This is a genomic window from Xanthomonas hydrangeae (genome assembly GCF_032697525.1).
Taxonomy (GTDB): domain Bacteria; phylum Pseudomonadota; class Gammaproteobacteria; order Xanthomonadales; family Xanthomonadaceae; genus Xanthomonas; species Xanthomonas hydrangeae.
This window is the reverse complement of record NZ_CP103836.1, coordinates 4,399,907-4,421,290: the sequence shown is the minus strand read 5'-3', so window position 1 is coordinate 4,421,290 and position 21,384 is coordinate 4,399,907. Positions and strand designations below refer to the sequence as shown.

Here is a 21,384-nt window from a genome sequence, read left to right as displayed (position 1 = left end):
CTGCTCTGGAGCCAAGCGAACGCGACAATTTGTGCCCAATTCAACACAAAACATCAATTTTGAGCATAGACGGCCGCTATCGACTTCACGCATCCGTAACGCCCTCCCCCGGGCAAGGTCGATTCCTCATGCATTCCTTCAACCGGCTTTCCGTTGGCACCCGGCTCTCCGCGCTGTTGACCCTGGTCATCGCCATTTCGCTGGGCCTGCTGGCCCTGACCATCTACCGCCAGTCCGCTGGCGATATCGAATCCCAGGTCAAGGCCGAACTGCGCTCCAGCACCCGGCTGATGCAGCAGTCGGTGGCGATGTACGACGTCACCCTGACCGAAAGCACCCAGCGCCTGGGTAGCGTGTTCGACGACATGCTCCCCAGCGGCGCGCGTACGCTCGATACCGCCAGCACCGTCACCATCGGCGAGCAGGCCACCCCGTCCCTGCGCGCCGGCAAGCAGGCGCTCAACCTCAATGTCAACGCGGTGGACCGCTTTGCGCAGGCCACCGGCGGTGTCGCGACGATCTTCGCGCGCACCGGCGAGGACTTCGTGCGCATCACCACCTCGTTGCGCAACAAGCAGAACGAACGCGTGATCGGCACCCTGCTCGACCGCAAGGGCAAGGCCTACGCCGCGTTGTCGCAAGGCAAGCCTTTCACCGGCCAGGCGCAGCTGTTCGGCGAGCAGTACATGACCCACTACCAGCCGCTGCGCGATGCCGCCGGCGAGGTGATCGGCGCGCTGTTCGTCGGTCGCAACTACACCCAGGGCCTGGCTGCGCTCAAGGCCCAGGTCGGCACCACCAAGCTCGGCCAGGACGGTTACTTCGTCATCGTCGACATGGCCCCGGGCGAGCATCAGGGCCAGGTCATCGCTGCCCCGCCGGGCACCCAGGCCACCCTGGCGGCACTGGTACCGGCCGGGCAGCAGGCGCTGTTGCAATCGGTGCTGGACGGCAAGCAGCCCAGCGCCAACCTGCAGTTGCGCGACGCCAAGGGCAACAGCCAGGCGTTCGAAGTCACCGCCCAGCGCTATGCGCCGTGGCAGTGGGCGGTGATCGGCACCCAGCCGCGCAGCGCCATCGACGGCCCGCTGGACGAGCTGATGGGCAGCATGCTGCTGTTCTCGCTGGTGGTGCTGGCGCTGTGCATCGCGGTGGTCTTTGTGGCGGCACGCAAGATGGTCACCCGCCCGTTGCTGGCGGTGGAGCGCGTGCTGGGCGATGTCGCGGCCGGCCGCCTGGACAACCCGATCGAGATCGACCGGCACGACGAACTCGGCCGCCTGCTGCTCAGCGCCCGCACCATGCGCGACGACCTGCGTGCGCGTCTGGAACGCGACCACCTGATTGCCAGCGAAGCGCTGCGCGTGCGTACCGCACTGGACGACGTCAGCACCAACGTGATGATCGCCGACGCCGATCGCCGCATCATCTACGTCAACCGCCCGCTGCAACGCATGCTCAAGAGCGTGCAGGACGAACTGCGCCGCGACCTGCCCCACTTCGATGCCGATGCGTTGATCAATGCCAGCATCGACCAATTCCATCGCAAGCCCGAACACCAGGCACGCATGCTCGATCAACTCACCGGCACCCACACCGCGCAGATCCGCATTGGCGGCCGCACCATGCGGCTGGTGGTCAACCCGGTACTGGGCCCGGCCGGCGAACGCTTGGGCTTTGTGGTCGAGTGGACCGACCGCACCCAGGAAGTGCAGGTCGAAGAAGAAGTCGCGCGTATCGTGCAGGCCGCCGCCGCTGGCGACCTGAGCGAGCGCGTCGGCACCGAGGGCAAGCAGGGCTTCCTGCTGCTGCTCGCACAACAACTCAACGTGCTGCTGGACAACAACGCCGACGGCCTGTCGCGCGTGTCTGCCCTGCTCTCGTCGTTGTCGCAAGGCGATCTCACCGCGCGCATGGACGGCGACCTGCAAGGCGTGTTCGCCAGCATCCGCGACGACGCCAATGCCACCGCCGACCAGTTGGCCGGCATCGTGCGCCGGATCAAGGACTCCTCGCTGGCGATCAACTCGGCCGCCAGCGAAATCGCCACCGGCAACAGCGACCTGTCGCGTCGCACCGAGCAACAAGCCGCCGCGCTGGAAGAAACCGCCGCCTCGATGGAAGAACTCACCGCCACCGTCAAGCAGAACGCCGACAACGCCGACCAGGCCAATCGCCTGGTGCTGGACGCAGCCGGCGTGGCGGCCAAGGGCGGCGATGTGGTCGGCCGCGTGGTCACCACCATGGCCGACATCGACACCTCGTCCAAGAAGATCGCCGAGATCATCAGCGTCATCGACGGCATCGCCTTCCAGACCAACATCCTGGCCTTGAACGCCGCAGTGGAAGCCGCACGTGCCGGCGAACAGGGCCGCGGCTTCGCCGTGGTCGCCTCCGAGGTGCGCAGCCTCGCCCAGCGCTCGGCCGGCGCCGCCAAGGAGATCAAGCACCTGATCGAAGACTCGGTTGCACGCATCGGTAGCGGTGCCGCACTCGCCTCCGAAGCCGGCAACACCATGCAGCAGGTGGTGAGCTCGGTGCAGCGCGTCACCGACATCATGGGCGAGATCACCAGCGCCTCGCGCGAGCAGGCCGCCGGCATCACCCAGGTCAACCAGACTGTCACCCAGATGGACGAAACCACCCAGCAGAACGCCGCACTGGTGGAAGAAGCCACCGCCGCAGCGCGCTCGATGGAAGACCAGGCCGCACAGCTGGTGGACGCGGTGGCGGTGTTCCGCCTGGAACAGCAGGACCAACTGAGCACCCTGCTGGCCAACGCACGCCACGCCTACCACTGATGTAAGGCAAACGCTCGGTGCGTCGAGGGCGCGGTGCCCTCGCCGCTCAGCATGATCCGTCTGCACTGTCCAACCACTTAGGGAGACAAGCAAAATTTCGAGTTGTGGCGGCGTTTAAATGCACCAAAGCCTAGTCAGTCGAGGGCGCGGCGCCCTCACCGCTCGCGGGACACGCCGTAAATCCGTCCCTGGAGGCTCGGTGGCGGCATCCATGCCGCCACACGGTCCCGCAATCGGCGAGGACACCGCACCAGAACGTTGGTCGGTGGTCGCGTGAAAAGCTGTTTGCCGCGCGATGTGCATCGGACGTTGAGCCGGCGCTACGTCATCGAACAACGCGCATCACGCACTGTTCTTAATCGTGCGCACCGACCATCTGGACTGGTCCTTGCCCGCTCACCGTCGCGGGACCTTACGCGGCATGGATGCCGCGTAAGAGCTTACAAGGACGTACTTGCAGCGTGTCCCGCGATGGTGGGCGGGCAAGGGCCCTGCAGCAAACCCCCAGCGTTGAGGGCGCGGTCCCCTCATCGCACAGGACAGTTTGCTGGCAGTTTTATTCAAAGCCATGCACACCGACCATCTCGACTGGTCCTTGCCGGCCCACCGTCGCGGGACCTTATGCGGCATGGATGCCGCAGAAGAGCTTACAGGGACGTACTTGCAGCGTGTCCCGCGGCGGTGGGCCGGCAAGGGCCCTGCAGCCAAGCCCAAGTCGTTTTATGAGCCGCTCTTAAAGATTTGGTTTTGCCGCCGATATCAAGGCGACGCCGGGACAACCGTCCGGGCGCATTCCCGCATTCACTGTGCTGGTGCTCATGTCTCAAGGCGATACCTCAGAGCTGAACCACGACGCCGATCACCTTGCCGAAGGCGACGAGCGCTATCTGCTGCGCAACAAACGGCAGATCCGTGGTTTGCTGCGCCAGCTGCTCGACCAACGCGCCGTGGTGACCATGCACGTGGCCGGCCGCGACATGGCCGTGCCCACCGCCGTGCTCGAAGTGGACGAAGACGACGACTGCGTGATTCTGGACGGCAGCCATAACGAGGCTTCCAACCGCGCCATCGAAGATGCCAAGTATCTGCTGTGCTACGCGCAACTGGAACGGGTCAATATCCGTTTCCGTCTGGAAACGCCCGACCGGCTGGAGCGCGACATCCACGTCGCCTTCAGCGCTGCATTGCCCGACGCCATGTATCACATGCAGCGCCGCGAATCGTACCGGCTGGAAACGCCGATCACCGATTCGCCCATCTGCACCATTCGTCAGGACGACGCACAGGGCGGCAATCTCAACTTGCAGCTGCGCGTGATCGACATCAGCAGCGGCGGCCTGGCGGTAGCGATCACGGACGGCATGCCGCTGCTCGAACCGCAACGCACCTACCGCAATTGCACGCTGCAGTTGCCCGACACCGCGCCGATCACGCTACCGCTCACCGTCTGCAGCCAATACAAGCAGTCCCTGCCCAACGGCAGCGAAGGCTTCCGTGTCGGCATGCAGTTCAGCGATCTGCCGCGTGGCGCCGACGAAACCATTCAACGCTATATTTTTCGCGTCGACCGCCAGCGCAACGCGCGCAAGAGCGGCGTGTTCTGAACCCGCCCGTACCGTGCACAGCGCACCGCTAAAGTTGCCGTGCGCTGCGCCGATGTTGCTAGGGCAACCTCTTCCACACTCTTTTTCGCACGCTTCTGCCGCATTTTTTCAGCAATCTGACACTCAGCCGCAACGCCCGGAGTTTCCATGAACGACAAAAGCACTGCCACCGGCACCGGTGGTGAATTCCTCAGCTTCGCCTTGGGCGAAGAACACTACGGCGTGGACATCCTGAAAGTGCAGGAAATCCGCGGCTACGATTCGGTCACCCGCCTGCCCGACGCTCCCGATTACATCAAGGGTGTGATCAACCTGCGCGGCACCATCGTGCCGGTGATCGACCTGCGCCTGAAGCTGCGGCTGAAAGAAGCGCGCTACGACGCCTTCACCGTCATGATCGTGCTCAACGTCGAAGACCGCGTGGTCGGCATCGTGGTGGACAGCGTCTCCGACGTGATCCCGCTCAACGACGACCAGATCCGCCCGACGCCGGAATTCGGCGCCGCCGTCGACACCCGTTTCATCTCGGGCATCGGTACCCAGGACGATCGCATGCTGATCCTGCTGGATATCGAAACCTTGCTGGACAGCGCCGAACTCGGTCAGCAGCAATTGGCCGAAGAAGCCGCCTGACGTATAGCGATCAAGGCACGTAACAAGCGCTCGTTATGCATGCTTAGTCAGAGCACGAAAGCCGTCGTGTGGCGCGCTACACGACGACTTTCTGCACGCAGCAAACCCGCCTGGGGGCTGCAGTGGTGTCGGCAGTCGCTGTTACGACCATCTGGTGTCGGGAGCTTCCCGACACGAGACGTGCGCCTAGAGTGAAGTGAGATAGAAATCACGTTTTTTAGATTCAAGTTGAACGGCAGCTAGCCGATAGCTGAATAGAAGCCCGCGCACTTAAACGGGTCACCGTTCGACTTTTGATTCTGGAGAATCCCAATGAAGTTCCTGCTCTCGCTCCTCCCCGTCGCTGCTCTCGTCATCGTTGCTCCCACGCTTTCGGCTCAGTCGCAGGAAATGATTCCGCCGGAAATGGCCACCCGCTTCGTCGGCAAGGACGGCATGGTGTGCGGCAAGGTCGAAAAGGCCAAGTACGCGCAGAGCTCGGAAGGCGAACCCACCTTCCTGTACATGGGCGGCATGTTCCCGCGTCACACCTTCTCGGCCCGTATCGACGGCGCCAACCGCGGCAAGTTCAGCTTTGCTCCCGAATCCCTGGAAGGCAAGGACGTCTGTGTCCTCGGCAAGATCCAGCGCGACAGCTCGCGTGCCGAAATCGAAGTCAGCTCGCCGGCCAGCCTGAAGCTCGCCACCATCAAGTAATCGCCTCGCACATCGCCACGCCCTCGCGCGTGGCGATCTGCTGTATGCGCTTATGCGGACTGACTTCTACGGGGAATCGTGTCAATGCAATGGATCAACAATCTGAAATTGATGCCCAAGCTGATGCTGGCATTCGGCATCGTGCTGCTGATCTTGCTGGTGCAGGGGATCATCGCTTATTCGGGTCTGGCCTCGCTCAACAACGTCACCAGTGACCTGGCCGGCAACACCATGTCCAGCGTGCGCGAAGCAGGCGACCTGCGCGGCATGCTCGGCGAATACCGTAATGCTTCTTATCAAAGTCTGGTGCGCGCAAGCGACGCGGTGAAGCAGGAAGCCAAGCTCCGCGCCAAGCGGCTCGATGGCGAAATCGAAGCGACGATCAAGGGCTATCCCCGCCTGATCGAAAGCCCGGAGCAGAAGAAGCTGTTTGCGAGCTTCGTGGCAGACTGGAAGAAGGCCTCGGCCTCCTACGCCAGCGTCAACGAAATGCTCGAACTGAATCTGCCCGACGATGCCGTCGACACCTTCGTCGGCGAAACCCGCACCCTGCACAACAAGGCCAAGGATTCGCTGGCCGCGTTGATCGTCGAAGACAACCGCCTGGCACAGGCCGCCAAGAGCAAGGCCGAGAAGGTCCACGCCACCTCGGTCACCTTGAGCATGGTGGTGTTGCTGCTCGGCATCGCCGGCGGCCTGGGCCTGGCGTTTCTGTTCGCCCGTTCCATCGTCAAGAGCATGCGCGGCGCCGTCTCGACTGCCACCGAAATCGCCGGCGGCAAACTCGATGGCCAGATCAACGTGCAGGGCCAGGACGAAGTGGGCGAACTGATGCGCTCCATGCAGCGCATGCAGCGCGATCTGAAGGAACGCATCGAACGCGACCAGAAGATTGCCGACGAAAACCTGCGCATTCGCACCGCGCTGGACAAGTCCTCCACCGCCACCTTCATCACCGATACCGATCGCATCATCATCTACGCCAACGAAGCGTTCATGAAGCTCGTCGCGCATTACGAAGGCAGCATCCGTCTGGCATCGTCGGATTTTGAAGCCAGCAAGATCATCGGTCAGCACATCAGTTATCTCGGCCTGCCCGAGACGACCGTGCGCAAGGCCATCGCCGCACTGGAACGCGACGGCATCACCAGCTTCGAAGAACGCTACGGCGAGTTCGTGATGATGCAGACCGTCACCGTCATCAAGAACGAGCAGGACGAAAGCACCGGCGATGTCTGCGAATGGCGCGACCGCACCATCGAAGTCCAGGTCGAAGAAGAAGTCGCCCGCATCGTGCGTACCGCTGCCAGCGGCGACATGAGCGGCCGGGTGGAAACCGACGGCAAGCAGGGTTTCTTCCTGCAGCTGGCGCAGCAGCTCAACGGCTTGCTGGATGCCAACGCCGCCAGCCTGGAGCAGATTTCCTCGCTGCTGTCGGCGCTGTCGCGTGGCGATCTGACCGTGCGCATGCACGGCGAATTCAGCGGCGTGTTCGCGCAGATGCGTGACGATGCCAATGCCACCGCCGAGCAGCTGGCCGACATCGTCGGGCGCATCAAGGTCTCCTCCACCGCCATCAACTCGGCGGCCGGCGAGATCGCCTCGGGCAATCAGGATCTGTCGCATCGTACCGAGCAGCAGGCAGCGAATCTGGAAGAAACCGCCGCCTCGATGGAGGAGCTCACCTCCACCGTGAAGCAGAACGCCGAAAGCGCCCGTCAGGCCAACCAGCTTGCCATCGGCGCCACCGGTGTGGCCTCGCAAGGCGGCGATGTGGTCTCGCAGGTGGTCGCCACCATGTCCGGCATCGAAGCCTCGTCCAAGAAGATCGCCGACATCATCTCCGTCATCGACGGCATCGCCTTCCAGACCAATATCCTCGCATTGAACGCGGCGGTGGAAGCGGCACGTGCCGGCGAACAGGGCCGCGGCTTTGCGGTGGTGGCCTCGGAAGTGCGCACCCTGGCGCAGCGTTCGGCCGGTGCGGCCAAGGAGATCAAGGGACTGATCGACGACTCCGTGCACAAGGTCGCCGAAGGCTCGGCACTGGTGCGCAAGGCCGGTGCGACCATGGCCGACATCGTGGCCAGCGTGCAGCGCGTGACCGACATCATGGGCGAGATCTCTGCCGCTTCGCAGGAACAGTCGACCGGGATCGAACAGGTCAACCAGACCATCACCCAGATGGACGAAACCACCCAGCAGAACGCCGCGCTGGTGGAAGAAGCCACTGCCGCCGCACGCTCGATGGAAGAGCAGGCCGGTCACCTGGCCGAAGCAGTCTCGGTGTTCAAGCTGGACGAGCCCGCCGCGCCGGTCGCACGCGCGCGCCCGGTGGCGGTTGCCTCACGTCCGCTCGCAGCCAAGACCGCTGCCAAACCGGCTGCACGTGCAACGGCCGCGCCTTCGCGCCAGGCCAAGCCGCAGGCCGCACTGGCCGACGGTAACTGGCAGGAGTTCTGATTCACCGCCGTCACCCACACCGCCCCGGCCAAGCCGGGGGCGGTGTGTTTCTACGGTGTATTTCTGCCCTCTGTTGCAACGCGCAGCTGCGCCGTCATCCCCTGCTGCCGGCGCCATGCCGCAGCGCCATGCTCGACAGATCCTCGGCAACCGGCCCCAACCGCCCGCGACGGCGCAGATTGGTGCTTCAGTTGCATGACCACATGGCCGATATCCAGTACTAGCTAACGACGCGTACGGATATGACGACCACCTCGACTTCCGCTTCAGACACACGCGAATTTGATTTTGGCGACCGCGATTTCAAACGCGTTTGCGATCTGATCTATCAGCGTGTCGGCATCGCCCTGGCTCCGGCCAAGCGCGACATGGTGTATGGCCGGCTGTCGCGTCGTCTGCGCGTGCTCGGTCTGCGCTCTTTCCGCGACTACATCGACCAGCTCGAAGCAGGCAACGACGAGGAAGAATGGCAGGCGTTCACCAACGCGCTGACCACCAACCTGACCTCGTTCTTCCGCGAGCCGCATCACTTCGACAAGCTGCGCGAAGAACTGCAAAAGCGTGCCTCACAGGCACCGCTGAAGATCTGGTCGTGTGCGGCCTCCACCGGTGAGGAACCCTACTCCATCGCCATCACCGCCTGCGAAGCCTTCGGCTCGCTGACGCCACCGGTGAGCATCATCGCCACCGACGTCGATACCCAGGTGCTGGAAACCGCCTCGCGCGGCGTCTACGCCATTGACCGCGTCGCCTCGCTGGATGCATCGATCAAGCGCAAGTATTTCCAGCGCGGCAGCGGCCCCAACGAAGGCAAGTGCCGGGTCATTCCGGCGCTGCGCCAGCTCATCGAATACAAGCAGTTGAATCTGCTGTCGCCGCGCTACGACGTCGGCGGCCCGTATGCGGCGCTGTTCTGCCGTAACGTGATGATCTATTTCGACAAGCCCACCCAGCGCGGCATCCTGTCGCGTCTGGTCAGCCACATGGGCGACGACGGCCTGCTCTACACCGGGCACTCGGAGAACTACCTGCACGCGGCCGACCTGATCCAGCCGTGCGGGCGCACGCTGTATCGGCGCGCTCCGCGCGCGGGAGCCGCTACATGAGTACCGCTGTGCAGGTCGACGATGTCATGCGCTACCGCGACTCGCGGTTCCAGACCATCACCGCCAAGCTGCTGCCCACCCAATACCTGGTGGTGGACGACGACACCGCGTTGACGACCACCTTGGGATCGTGCGTTGCGGCCTGTCTTCGCGACCCGGTGTTGAAGATCGGCGGCATGAACCATTTCCTGCTGCCGGAAGGCCAGGTTGGCGATGGCGCACCCGCGCGCTACGGCAGTTATGCGATGGAGTTGCTGATCAACGACATGCTCAAGCGCGGCGCGCATCGCAAGCGGATCGAAGCCAAGGTCTTCGGTGGCGCCAACGTGCTCAAGGGCTTCACCAGCAACCCGGTGGGCACCCGCAACGCCGAGTTCGTGCGCCAGTATCTGCTGGCCGAGCACATCCCCATCATTGCCGAGGATCTGTGCGGCATCCATCCGCGCAAGGTCTGGTTCTTCCCGACGACCGGACGCGTTGTCGTGCAGCGGTTGCCGCACGCACACGAAGCCGAAGTCGCCGCTACCGAATCTGCCGTGCGCGCCCGTCTGTCCAAAGCACCGGTCACCGGTGGAGTGGAGTTGTTCGAATGACGCTGGAAACCCCTGTTCGCGTATTGATCGTCGACGACTCGGCGGTGGTGCGTCAGATGCTGACCGAGATCCTGTCGCGCGATGCCGGCATCGAAGTGATCGGCTCGGCCGCCGACCCGATCCTGGCGCGCGAAAAGATCAAACGCCTCAATCCGGACGTGATCACGCTGGATGTGGAAATGCCGCGCATGGACGGCCTGGTGTTCCTGGAAAACCTGATGCGCCTGCGCCCCACCCCGGTGGTGATGATTTCATCGCTGACCGAGCGTGGCGCCGACACCACCTTGCAGGCCTTGTCGCTGGGCGCGGTGGATTTCATCTCCAAGCCCAAGATCGATGTCGCACGCGGGCTGGAAGGCTATGCCGAAGAAATCGTCAGCAAGGTCAAGATGGCCTCCAAGGCCAAGGTCAGCGCGCTCAATCGCCCCAGCGCGCCCAAGGTCACCCTGGACATGCAGGCCGCGCCGGTGGCCGGCAGCGCGCTGCGCTTCCGCACCACCGACCGCCTGATCGCGATCGGCGCCTCGGCCGGCGGCACTGAAGCCTTGCGCGTGGTGCTCGAACACATGCCCGCCGATGCACCGGCGGTGGTCATGACCCAGCACTTGCCGGCCAGCTTCAGCACCGCCTTTGCCGAGCGCCTCAACCGTCATTCGGCCATGTCGGTGCGCGAAGCCAGCGATGGCGAAGCGATCCTGCCCGGCCACGCCTATCTGCCGCCCGGCGGCCAGCATCTGCGCATCATCCGCGACGGTGCCCGCTGGCGCTGCCGCATCGACGACGGCCCGCCGGTCAATCGCCACAAGCCGGCGGTGGACGTGCTGTTCCGTTCGGTCGCCGCCAACGCCGGCCCGAATGCGGTCGGTGCGATCCTCACCGGCATGGGTGACGACGGCGCACGCGGCCTGCTGGAAATGCTGCAGGCCGGCGCGCCCACGCTGGTGCAGGACGAAGCCAGCAGCGTGGTGTGGGGCATGCCCGGTGCCGCCTACAAGCTGGGCGCCGCGCAGGAAGTAGTGCCGCTGGACCGCGTTGCCGAGCGTTTGATCGCGCTGTCGGCGCAGGCACGCTGATCCGGCATGAGCGCCCTGCCCCCGTCTCCGACCGACCAGGCGGAAGTTCCCGGCGCACCGGGAACCACGCCGGTCGCTGCTGCGGATTCAACGGTAGATAGCGCGACAGAACTTGGTGCACTCGACACACCGTCGATCAAGGCCGGCCCGGTCACTGCCGGCATGGGCAAACCCGACGAACGCCCCGATGCCACGCGCTCGCGCCTGTTGGCCGAAGCGCTGGATGGCAGCAGCAGTGCGATCCTGATCTGCGATCTGCAATCGCACCTGCTCTATGCCAACGACGGCTTCCAGCGCATGTTCGGCTACACCGAGGCCGAACTGGTCGGCAAGCGTCCCTCGGACGTGCTTACCCGCGCGCAAAGCGACCAGGGCGAGGTGGCGCGCATCCGCGATCGTGCCGACGCCTTGCAGCAGACCCAGGCCGACCTACTGGTCTATCGCAAGGACGGCACGCCGCTGTGGATCTCGCTCAACTTCAATCCGATCTACGACGCCAGGCATCTGCCATCGCATTACGTGGCGGTGCTGACCGACATCACCGACACCAAGATGCACGAGGTGCTGCAGCACCGCGTGCTCGAGGCGCTGGTGCAGGAGCGCCCGCTGATCGAGGTGATGACCTTGATCTGCACCGAGGTCGAACGCATCGCACCGGACGTGCTGGCCACGGTGATGAGCGCGGACAACCAGGGCTGCCTGCATTCGCTGGCCGCCCCCAGCCTGCCGCCCGAATACGCCGATGCAGTGAACGGGTTGAAGATCGCGCCGGGCGCAGGCGCCTGCGGTACCGCCGCCTGGCGTGGGCGCGCGGTCATGGTGGAAGACATCGCCACCGACCCGCTGTTCGCACCGTACCGCGACCTGCTGCTGCCGATGGGCCTGCGCGCCTGCTGGAGCACGCCGATCCGCTCCAACAGCTCGCGCGTGCTCGGCACCTTCGCGCTGTATTACCGCAAGGCACAACGTGCCGATGCCTGGCATGTGCGGCTCACCGATCTGTGCCAACAGTTGTGCACGCTGGCGCTGGAACGCGAACAGATCCGCCAACGCGTGCATCAGCTCGCGTTCTACGATGCGCTGACCGGCCTGCCCAACCGCATCATGTTCAGCGCACGCGCCGAGCAGGCGTTGACGCAGGCCGAATACGCCAGCGAACCGGCCGCGTTGATGTTCATCAACATCGACCGCTTCAAGCTGATCAATGACAGCCAGGGCCACGCCGCAGGCGATGGCCTGTTGCGCGACATCGCATTACGCATCGGCGAACAACTCACCGCCACCGCCATGCTGGCGCGCCTGGCCGGCGACGAATTCGCGCTCGCCCTGCCGCAATGCAGTGCCGAACAGGCCAGTGCCGCCGCGGAGCGGCTGCTCTGCACCATCGCCGTGCCGTTGCCGGTCGGCCACATGACCGTGCATCCATCTGCCAGCGTGGGCGTGGCGATGTTTCCCGAGGACGGTCGCGACATCAACATCCTGTTGCGGCATGCCGATCTGGCGATGAATCGCGCCAAGCAGGAAGGCGGCGGACGGTTCCGCTTCTTCAGCGCCGACATGAATCGCATGGCGCAGGAGCGCGTTGCGCTGGAAGCGGAGCTGCGCCAGGCCATCGGGCGCGATCAGTTGCAACTGCACTATCAACCGCAGCTGCACAGCGCCGCACCGCACGCGCTGTATGGCGTGGAAGCGCTGCTGCGCTGGAACCACCCGCAACTCGGCGCGGTGTCGCCGGCACGGTTTCTGCCCGTGGCCGAAGAACAAGGCATGATGCCGCAGCTCAACGATTGGGTACTGCGCCGCGCCTGCCAGCAGGTCGCCGACTGGCGCCAACGCGGCGTACCGGTGGCCCGTGTATCGGTGAATCTGTCGGCCAGCAGTTTCGAAAGTCCGCGCATGCTCAGCGACCTGCTCAGACTCATCGCCGACATGGGCGTGCTGCCCTCCGATCTCACATTGGAAATGACCGAAAGCGTGATGCTCTCGGGGCAACCCGGCGTGCTGGAAAACCTGCACGCCATCCGCGAAGCCGGCATCTCGTTATCGCTGGACGACTTCGGCACCGGCTATTCAAGCCTGAGCCATCTACATCGTCTGCCGATCGACGAACTCAAGCTGGACATGAGCTTCGTGCGCGATATCGAACACAGCGAAGACGCTCGCGCGCTCACCACCTCGGTGCTGCGCATCGGCGAGCATCTGCGCAAGCATGTGGTTGCAGAAGGCGTGGAAAACGAAGCGCAGCGCTTGTTCCTCGCCGACCTGGGCTGCGAAGTGCTGCAGGGCTATCTGTTCTCACGGCCGCTGCCGGCTGCAGCATTGGAAGCCTGGTTGGGCGCGCAGCCTTAGAGCGGCCGACCCTGTACTTCGTGGCCATCAGACGAGCGCCGCTGTTGCTCGATGCGGCATGTACCACGCGTACATACCACTTTTGAGTGCGCCGTCCACGCTCACGTGCCCCTTGCTCGCGACGTTTGGTCAGCCACTGCAAGGCGGTGAGATCTCGATTATCTTCGGAAGCTTGGATGCTATGCATGCGTAGGCTGCAGAGCGGTTGATCTGCGGATTGGCTGCAAGTCCCTTGGCTGCAGGGCCGTTGCTTTGGCTGCAGGGCCCTTGCCCGCCCACCGTCGCGGGACACGCCGCAAGTACATCCATGTAGGCTCTTACGCGGCATCCATGCCGCGTAAGGTCCCGCGACGGTGGGCGGGCAAGGACCAGTCGAGATGATCGGTGTGCGTGGTGCAAGCGATGCAAGACATGCGGTGTTCGGTAACGCCGCGGCCGATCAGCTTCGCAACGCAAAACGCAACGCGACTACAGGCAGGCTTTCATCCAACCACCGACCAACTCCCTGGTGCGGTGTCCTCACCGCTTGCGGGAGCGTGTGGCGGCATGGATGCCGCCACCGAGCCTCCAGGGATGGATTCACGGCGTGTCCCGCAAGCGGTGAGGACACCGCGCGCCCGACCTACGTCGCTTAGGACCATCCTTCTGAGCGCTGCCTCAAGCGTAGCTCTCAGCAACCATGCCAACACCTTGCCCCACTGTCCGCTTCAACCAACCCAACAACTGCGCAGTAACGAACGCCGGATTCTCCAGCGACGCGATATGCCCGGCATCGGGCACCAACTCGTAATCGCAGCCGATCACTTCGGCCATCAGCCATAGCTCTTCAGGCGGGCGCGGAATATCGTATTCGCCGCCCAGCAAGAACGTGTTTGCGGGGTTCAGCGCCGACATCGCCTCCAACCGATCGGCACGCCCGAAGATCAACCTGCCCATCGGCACCACCGATGCGCGCAGCTGCTCGGCCGACATCGCCGCCAATCGTTGTGCAAACGCAGCCGGCAGCGCGGAATTCAGATCGATCCCGGGACGGAAAAAGATCGGCACGATCGCCTCGATCAACGCAGGCGTCACCTGCCCTGCCGCTTCGATCGCATCGAGCAGACCGAAATAACGTGTTTGCGTGGCCTGCGGCTCTGCACCCAGGAAGGTATCCATCAACACCAGGCTGCGCACGCGCTCCGGCGCAAGCAACGCGAGCTCTGCGCCCCACATGCCACCGACCGACAAACCGACCACCGCGCAGTGCGGCAGTTCCAATTCATCCAGCAACAGCAGCATCTGCTCGGCAAGATCTCCCACCGTCTGCGTGCCTGCCGGCAATGCTGCCGATTGTCCGTGTCCCCACAACTCGGGAACGATGACCCGATAGTGCTGCGAAAGCGCCTGGATCTGCGGCTCCCACATGGCCGCATCCCAGAGGTAACTGTGGCCAAGCAACACCGGAAACCCTTGACCGTATTGTGCGTAGTGCAGCGTTTGACCAGCGATCGTGCAAATAGGCATTGGAAATCATGAGAGCCATGGGAGCGGCGCCACTCTAGTCCCCTGCACTTCAGATTTTTATTGCAACGCGACAGGCGAGTTAACTGCTATTGGCTTTAACTTCCGGCATCATGCAGGCAAAGCGAAGTGACCGCCCGAATAACGAAAAACGCCCGGCATTGCCGGGCGTTTTCGAACACCTGATCAACTCTCTGAATCAGGCAGCGACGGTATCTGCGACATCCTGATATTCCTGGATCTGATCGAAGTTCATGTAGCGATAAATCTGGTCGCCACTGGTCTTGATCACGCCCACATCGGCCATGTACTCGTCCTTGGTCGGGATGCGACCCAGACGCGAGCAGATCGCGGCCAACTCTGCCGAACCCAGATATACGTTGGTGTTGCGACCAAGACGATTCGGGAAGTTACGCGTGGAGGTGGAGAACACCGTGGCGCCCTCGCGTGCCTGCGCCTGGTTGCCCATGCACAGCGAGCAGCCCGGCATTTCCATGCGTGCGCCGGCCGCGCCGAAGGTGCCGTAATGGCCTTCCTTGGTCAGCTCGGAGGCGTCCATCTTGGTCGGCGGCGCAACCCACAAACGGGTCGGGATATCGCGCTTGCCTTCCAGCAACTTGGCAGCGGCACGGAAGTGACCGATGTTGGTCATGCACGAACCGATGAACACCTCGTCGATCGCCGCACCGGCAACCTCGGACAGTGTCTTGACGTCGTCCGGGTCGTTCGGGCACGCCACGATCGGCTCGTGAATGTCGGCCAGGTCGATCTCGATCACCGCCGCGTATTCGGCGTCGGCATCGGGCTGCAGCAGCTGCGGATCGGCCAGCCACTCTTCCATCTTCTTGATGCGGCGGCCCAGCGTGCGCGCATCGGCATAGCCTTCGGCAATCATCCAGCGCAGCAGAGTGATGTTGCTGGTCAGGTATTCGATGATCGGCGCCTTGTCCAGGTGCACGGTGCAACCTGCGGCCGAACGCTCGGCCGAGGCGTCGGACAGCTCGAACGCCTGCTCCACCTTCAGGTTCGGCAAGCCTTCGATTTCCAGGATGCGGCCGGAGAAGATGTTCTTCTTGCCCTGCTTGGCCACGGTCAGCAAACCGTCTTTGATCGCATACAGCGGGATCGCGTTGACCAGGTCACGCAGGGTCACGCCCGGCTGCATTTCACCCTTGAAGCGCACCAGCACGCTCTCGGGCATGTCCAGCGGCATCACGCCGGTGGCAGCGGCGAACGCCACCAGGCCGGAGCCGGCCGGGAACGAGATACCGATCGGGAAGCGGGTGTGCGAGTCGCCACCGGTACCAACGGTGTCGGGCAGCAGCATGCGATTGAGCCAGCTGTGGATCACGCCATCGCCCGGACGCAGCGACACGCCGCCACGGGTGGAGATGAACTCCGGCAAGGTGTGGTGGGTCTTGACGTCGACCGGCTTCGGGTAAGCGGCGGTGTGGCAGAACGACTGCATCACCAGATCGGCCGAGAAACCCAGGCAGGCCAGGTCCTTGAGCTCGTCGCGTGTCATCGGGCCGGTGGTGTCCTGCGAGCCCACCGAGGTCATCTTCGGCTCGCAATAGGTGCCCGGGCGCATGCCTTGGCCTTCCGGCAGACCGCAGGCACGGCCGACCATCTTCTGCGCCAGCGAGAAGCCCTTGCCGGTATCCGGCGGCACCATCGGCAGACGGAACAGGTCAGACGCCGGCAGGCCCAGGAATTCGCGCGCCTTGGCGGTGAGACCACGGCCCACGATCAGTGGAATGCGGCCACCGGCGCGCACTTCGTCGAACAGCACGTCCGACTTCATCGCGAACTCGGCGATCACCTGCCCGTTCTTCAGCGCCTTGCCGTCGTACGGACGCAGCTCGACCACATCGCCGTGCTCCATCTGCGACACGTCCAGCTCGATCGGCAATGCGCCCGCATCTTCCATCGTGTTATAGAAGATCGGCGCGATCTTCGCGCCCAGGCACACGCCGCCGAAGCGCTTGTTCGGAATGAACGGAATGTCCTCGCCGGTCCACCACAGCACCGAGTTGGTGGCCGACTTGCGCGAGGAACCGGTACCGACCACGTCGCCCACATAGGCGACCAGATGGCCCTTGTCCTTGAGATCGGCAATGGCCTGGATCGGGCCGCGCTTGCCGTCTTCTTCCGGCACAAACGCCGCGCCGTCGCGGGCGTTCTTGAGCATTGCCAACGCATGCAGCGGGATGTCCGGGCGCGTGGTCGCATCCGGGGCCGGCGACAGGTCGTCGGTGTTGGTCTCGCCCGGCACCTTGAACACGGTGACGGTCAGGCTCTGCGGCACTTCCGGCTTGCTGGTGAACCACTCGCCCTCAGCCCAGCTCTGCAGCACGGCCTTGGCGTGCGCATTACCGGCCTCGGCCTTTTCCTGCACGTCGTGGAAGGCATCGAACACCAGCAAGGTGTGCTTGAGCGCCTCGGCGGCGGTGGCGCCCAGCTCGGCGTTGTCGAGCAGGTCGATCAGCGGCTGGATGTTGTAACCGCCCAGCATGGTGCCGAGCAGCTCGGTCGCACGCGTGGGGTTGATCAGCGAGGTGGTCTCGGTGCCGAACGCCAGCGCGGCCAGGTACGAGGCCTTGACCTTGGCGGCGTCGTCGACACCGGCCGGCACGCGCTGGCTGAGCAGCTCGACCAGGAACTCCGCTTCACCCGCAGGCGGGGCCTTGAGCAGCTCGATGACCTCGGCGGTCTGCTGCGCGGTCAGCGGCAGCGGCGGGATACCGAGCGCGGCGCGCTCTGCAACGTGGTGGCGATAGGCTTCCAACATGCGGATTCTCCGAAAAGACAACGTGTGAATGTGTAAAACGTGAATGTGTAAATGCGAAACGTGGATGCGTGCAGATCAGCTTGCGGGTTTGGGAACAACGATCTTCAAACCCTTGAAGTAGTCGCGAAAAAAACCCTCGTCGCGGGTGATCAGCCCATCGCACTGGAGCATCGCGTGGGCGCCGATCAGGAAATCGGCCACCACCCGCTCGCGCTTGCCGCCGCGCGCGCGGAAGCGCTTGTTCATGTGGCCGGCGCGTACCGCCGCCGCTTCCTGGGTGGCTTCGTAGCGCACCCCGATCGAGGCCAGGGTTTCCATCAGGTCGACCTGGGTATCGAGCATGGCCAGCACCTCGGCCACCACCGCATCGCAGACCACCACCTCGTCGCGCGCCAGCGCATCGCCGATGCAGATCTCCGACACCTCGCCGTAGACCGCATCGCCGATCAGGATGTCCAGCAACACCGAAGAATCCAGGGCGATCATGGGTCGAACGGATCCCCGGGCGCGCGGCCACGGATGGCGCGCATGGCTTCGTCGGTGTTGGTCAGGCCGTCGACCAGCTTGAACTTGCCGCGCACCTTGCGCAGCGCCTCGCTGACGTCCTTGCGCAGGATGATACGGCCGCCGTCGAGCTCGATCTTGAGCGTGGTGCCCTTGGTCAGGCCCAGGGCATCGCGTACGGCTTTGGGCAGCGTGATCTGCCCGCGTTCGGCAACTGTGGCTTCCATGAAGGTGGCCCCGGCATAAAGTATGCAGCGATTTTACATACTTGACTTGTCGTACTCAAGACCACATACCCAGTCCTGCAACCGAACGTACACACTGAATTAGTCACACTGTTCAGAAGAAACCTACAGCCTGCTGCCATAGGAGTGATGCATGAGCGATTCCTTTTCCACCCGCACCTCGCTTGAGGTCCACGGCAAGCGCTACGAGTACTACAGCCTGCCAAAGCTGGGCGAGCGCTTCGATATCGGCCACCTGCCCTATTCCATGAAGATCCTGCTGGAGAACCTGCTCCGGCACGAAGACGGCGGCGTCACCGTCGGCAAGGACCACATCGAGGCGGTCGCCAAATGGGACCCCAAGGCCGAGCCCGATATCGAGATCGCCTTCATGCCGGCCCGCGTGGTGCTGCAGGACTTTACCGGCGTGCCGTGCGTGGTCGACCTGGCCGCGATGCGCGATGCCGTGGTCAAGCTCGGCGGCAACGCCGACCAGATCAATCCGCAAATTCCCTCCGAACTGGTCATCGACCACTCGGTGCAGGTGGATGTGTTCGGCTCGGCCGATGCGCTCGACCTCAACGGCAAGATCGAATTCCAGCGCAATCAGGAACGTTACGGCTTCCTGCGTTGGGGCCAGAAGGCGTTCGAAAACTTCAAGGTGGTGCCGCCCAACACCGGCATCGTCCACCAGGTGAACCTGGAAAACCTGGCGCGCGTGGTGATGAGCGCGGACAAGGACGGGACACAGATCGCCTATCCGGACACCGTGTTCGGCACCGACAGCCACACCACCATGATCAACGGCATCGGCGTGCTGGGCTGGGGCGTGGGCGGGATCGAGGCCGAGGCGGCAATGCTCGGGCAGCCGTCCTCCATGCTGATTCCGCAGGTGGTCGGCTTCAAGCTCAGCGGCAAGCTGCCTGAAGGCGCCACCGCCACCGACCTGGTGCTCACCGTCACCCAGATGCTGCGCAAGGCCGGGGTGGTCGGCAAGTTCGTCGAGTTCTATGGCGAAGGCCTGCAGCATCTGCCGCTGGCCGATCGCGCCACCATCGGCAACATGGCACCGGAATACGGCGCCACCTGCGGCATCTTCCCGGTCGATGAAGAATCGCTGACCTACCTGCGCCTGTCCGGCCGCAGCGAGGAACAGATTGCGCTGGTCGAGGCCTACGCAAAGGCGCAGGGTTTGTGGCACGACGTGAACACCCCGCAGGCGCAGTACAGCGCCACGCTGGAGCTGGATATGGGCGAGGTCAAGCCGTCGTTGGCCGGCCCCAAGCGGCCGCAGGATCGGGTGCTGCTGGAAGACATGCAGACCAACTTCCGCGAGAGCCTCAAGCCGTTCGTCGATGCGCGCAGCAAGCGCCTGACCGATATCAAGCAGGAAGACCGCCTGAAGAACGAAGGCGGCGGCGGCACGGCAGTGGGCGCCAAGGCCTCGCAAGCCGAAGCCTCAAACGACAGCGGCGCCGGTTGGCAGCTACGCGATGGCTCGGTCGTCATCGCGGCGATCACCTCGTGCACCAACACCTCCAACCCGGCGGTGATGCTCGGTGCCGGCCTGCTGGCGCGTAACGCGGCGGCCAAGGGGCTGAAGGCGCAGCCGTGGGTGAAGACCTCGCTCGGGCCGGGCTCGCGCGTGGTCACCGATTATCTGAGCAAGGCCGGCGTGCTGGCCGATCTGGAAACGCTGGGTTTTTACGTGGTTGGCTATGGCTGCACCACCTGCATCGGCAACTCCGGCCCGCTGCCGGACGACGTCTCGGCGGCGATCGCCAAGGACGACCTGGTGGTGTCATCGGTGTTGTCGGGCAACCGCAACTTCGAAGGCCGCGTGCATCCCGAAGTGAAGATGAATTACCTCGCCTCGCCGCCGCTGGTGGTGGCGTATGCGATCGCCGGTACTACCGACATCAACCTCACCACCGACCCGCTGGGCACCGGTAGCGACGGGCAACCGGTGTATCTGCGCGACATCTGGCCGAGCAACAAGGAAATCGGCGACACCATCGCCGCCACCGTCGGCCCGGAGATGTTCAAGCAGAACTACGCCGACGTGTTCAAGGGCGACAGCCGCTGGAACACCATCGCCTCCCCGGATGGCGCGCTATACGAATGGGATGCGGCCTCGACCTACATCAAGAACCCGCCCTACTTCGACGGCATGACCATGCAGGTCGGCCATGTCGAGGACGTGCACGGCGCGCGCATCATGGGCCTGTTCGGCGACTCGATCACCACCGACCACATCTCGCCGGCCGGCAACATCAAGAAGGATTCGCCGGCGGGTCGCTTCCTGCAGGAGCGCGGCGTGCAGCCGGCCGACTTCAACAGCTACGGCAGCCGTCGCGGCAACGACGACGTGATGGTGCGCGGCACCTTCGCCAACATCCGCATCAAGAACCTGATGTTCGGCGGCGAAGAAGGCGGCAACACGCTGTATTACCCCGCCGACGGTGGCCAGCCGGAAAAGCTGGCGATCTACGATGCGGCAGTGAAGTACAAGGCCGACGGCGTGCCGCTGGTGGTACTGGCCGGCAAGGAATACGGCACCGGCTCGTCGCGCGACTGGGCGGCCAAGGGCACCAACCTGCTCGGCGTCAAGGCGGTGATCGCCGAGAGCTTCGAGCGCATCCACCGCTCCAACCTGGTCGGCATGGGCGTGCTGCCGCTGCAGTTCCTTGAAAACGAAAACGCGCAGACGCTGGGTCTGGATGGCTCCGAGGTCTTGAACATCACCGGCCTGCAAGATGGCGCCAGCCGTCGCGCCACCGTCGACGCCAGGAAGTCCGACGGCAGCGTCAAGCAGTTCCAGGTCAAGGTGCTGCTGCTCACGCCCAAGGAAGTGGAGTACTTCAAGCACGGTGGTTTGTTGCAGTACGTGCTGCGCCAATTGGCTGCACGAAAGGCGGCCTGATCGCACAGCGCTGCGATATAGGCGTAACGACACTCCCGCCGCTTGGCGGGAGTGTCGTTTTGGGCGGACAGAACTTTGTAACGCCGGGCAAGTGAGCAATCGTCAGATGCACAGAGACCAT

At 64.0% G+C, this 21,384-nt stretch carries 14 protein-coding genes; 10 read left to right on the top strand and 4 right to left on the bottom strand.

Annotation, left to right across the window (positions count from 1 at the left end; translation table 11 throughout):
- Nucleotides 1–128: 128 nt before the first annotated feature.
- The 9 genes from NYR97_RS18805 to NYR97_RS18765 all read left to right on the top strand — a co-directional run bounded on the left by NYR97_RS18805 (nt 129) and on the right by NYR97_RS18765 (nt 13,318).
- On the top strand, nt 129–2,801 hold the full coding sequence (locus NYR97_RS18805) for a methyl-accepting chemotaxis protein (RefSeq protein ID WP_316695241.1): 2,673 nt from the start codon (nt 129–131) through the stop codon (nt 2,799–2,801).
- A gap of 818 nt (nt 2,802–3,619) precedes the next feature.
- Nucleotides 3,620–4,405, top strand: a complete 786-nt coding sequence (locus tag NYR97_RS18800; RefSeq protein ID WP_316695240.1) for a flagellar brake protein — start codon at nt 3,620–3,622, stop codon at nt 4,403–4,405.
- 147 nt (nt 4,406–4,552) lie between these two features.
- Complete coding sequence (locus NYR97_RS18795; protein WP_006451575.1) at nt 4,553–5,038, top strand: chemotaxis protein CheW; 486 nt, start codon at nt 4,553–4,555, stop codon at nt 5,036–5,038.
- 312 nt (nt 5,039–5,350) lie between these two features.
- Nucleotides 5,351–5,734 carry a hypothetical protein gene (locus tag NYR97_RS18790; RefSeq protein WP_005993867.1) on the top strand — a complete coding sequence of 128 codons (384 nt, stop codon included), beginning with the start codon at nt 5,351–5,353 and terminating at the stop codon, nt 5,732–5,734.
- Between the two features lie 84 nt (nt 5,735–5,818).
- Entirely contained in the window at nt 5,819–8,197 is a 2,379-nt protein-coding gene (locus NYR97_RS18785; RefSeq protein WP_316695239.1) for a methyl-accepting chemotaxis protein, read from the top strand.
- Between the two features lie 242 nt (nt 8,198–8,439).
- On the top strand, nt 8,440–9,303 hold the full coding sequence (locus NYR97_RS18780) for a CheR family methyltransferase (RefSeq protein ID WP_023903866.1): 864 nt from the start codon (nt 8,440–8,442) through the stop codon (nt 9,301–9,303).
- On the top strand, nt 9,300–9,896 hold the full coding sequence (gene cheD, locus NYR97_RS18775) for a chemoreceptor glutamine deamidase CheD (RefSeq protein WP_006448345.1): 597 nt from the start codon (nt 9,300–9,302) through the stop codon (nt 9,894–9,896). Before NYR97_RS18780 ends, cheD begins: the two co-directional genes overlap by 4 nt.
- Complete coding sequence (locus tag NYR97_RS18770; RefSeq protein WP_006448344.1) at nt 9,893–10,969, top strand: protein-glutamate methylesterase/protein-glutamine glutaminase; 1,077 nt, start codon at nt 9,893–9,895, stop codon at nt 10,967–10,969. The genes cheD and NYR97_RS18770 overlap by 4 nt, the downstream gene beginning before the upstream one ends.
- A gap of 6 nt (nt 10,970–10,975) precedes the next feature.
- Nucleotides 10,976–13,318, top strand: coding sequence for an EAL domain-containing protein (locus NYR97_RS18765; RefSeq protein ID WP_316695238.1), 2,343 nt, complete (start codon nt 10,976–10,978; stop codon nt 13,316–13,318).
- Between the two features lie 657 nt (nt 13,319–13,975).
- Here NYR97_RS18765 and NYR97_RS18760 read toward each other — a convergent pair.
- From NYR97_RS18760 to NYR97_RS18745, 4 genes are all read right to left on the bottom strand, one after another.
- Nucleotides 13,976–14,824, bottom strand: coding sequence for an alpha/beta fold hydrolase (locus NYR97_RS18760; protein ID WP_316695237.1), 849 nt, complete (start codon nt 14,822–14,824; stop codon nt 13,976–13,978).
- Between the two features lie 196 nt (nt 14,825–15,020).
- Nucleotides 15,021–17,612, bottom strand: a complete 2,592-nt coding sequence (acnB, locus tag NYR97_RS18755; protein WP_316695236.1) for a bifunctional aconitate hydratase 2/2-methylisocitrate dehydratase — start codon at nt 17,610–17,612, stop codon at nt 15,021–15,023.
- A 75-nt stretch (nt 17,613–17,687) separates the two neighbouring features.
- Nucleotides 17,688–18,098 carry a type II toxin-antitoxin system VapC family toxin gene (locus tag NYR97_RS18750; RefSeq protein WP_006451233.1) on the bottom strand — a complete coding sequence of 137 codons (411 nt, stop codon included), beginning with the start codon at nt 18,096–18,098 and terminating at the stop codon, nt 17,688–17,690.
- Entirely contained in the window at nt 18,095–18,343 is a 249-nt protein-coding gene (locus NYR97_RS18745) for an AbrB/MazE/SpoVT family DNA-binding domain-containing protein (RefSeq protein ID WP_002806474.1), read from the bottom strand. The genes NYR97_RS18750 and NYR97_RS18745 overlap by 4 nt, the downstream gene beginning before the upstream one ends.
- 151 nt (nt 18,344–18,494) lie before the next feature.
- Here NYR97_RS18745 and acnA point away from each other — a divergent pair, with 151 nt between their 5' ends.
- A complete protein-coding gene (gene acnA, locus NYR97_RS18740; RefSeq protein ID WP_316695235.1) occupies nt 18,495–21,263 on the top strand; it encodes an aconitate hydratase AcnA in 2,769 nt (922 codons plus the stop codon).
- The last annotated feature ends 121 nt before the right edge of the window (nt 21,264–21,384 follow it).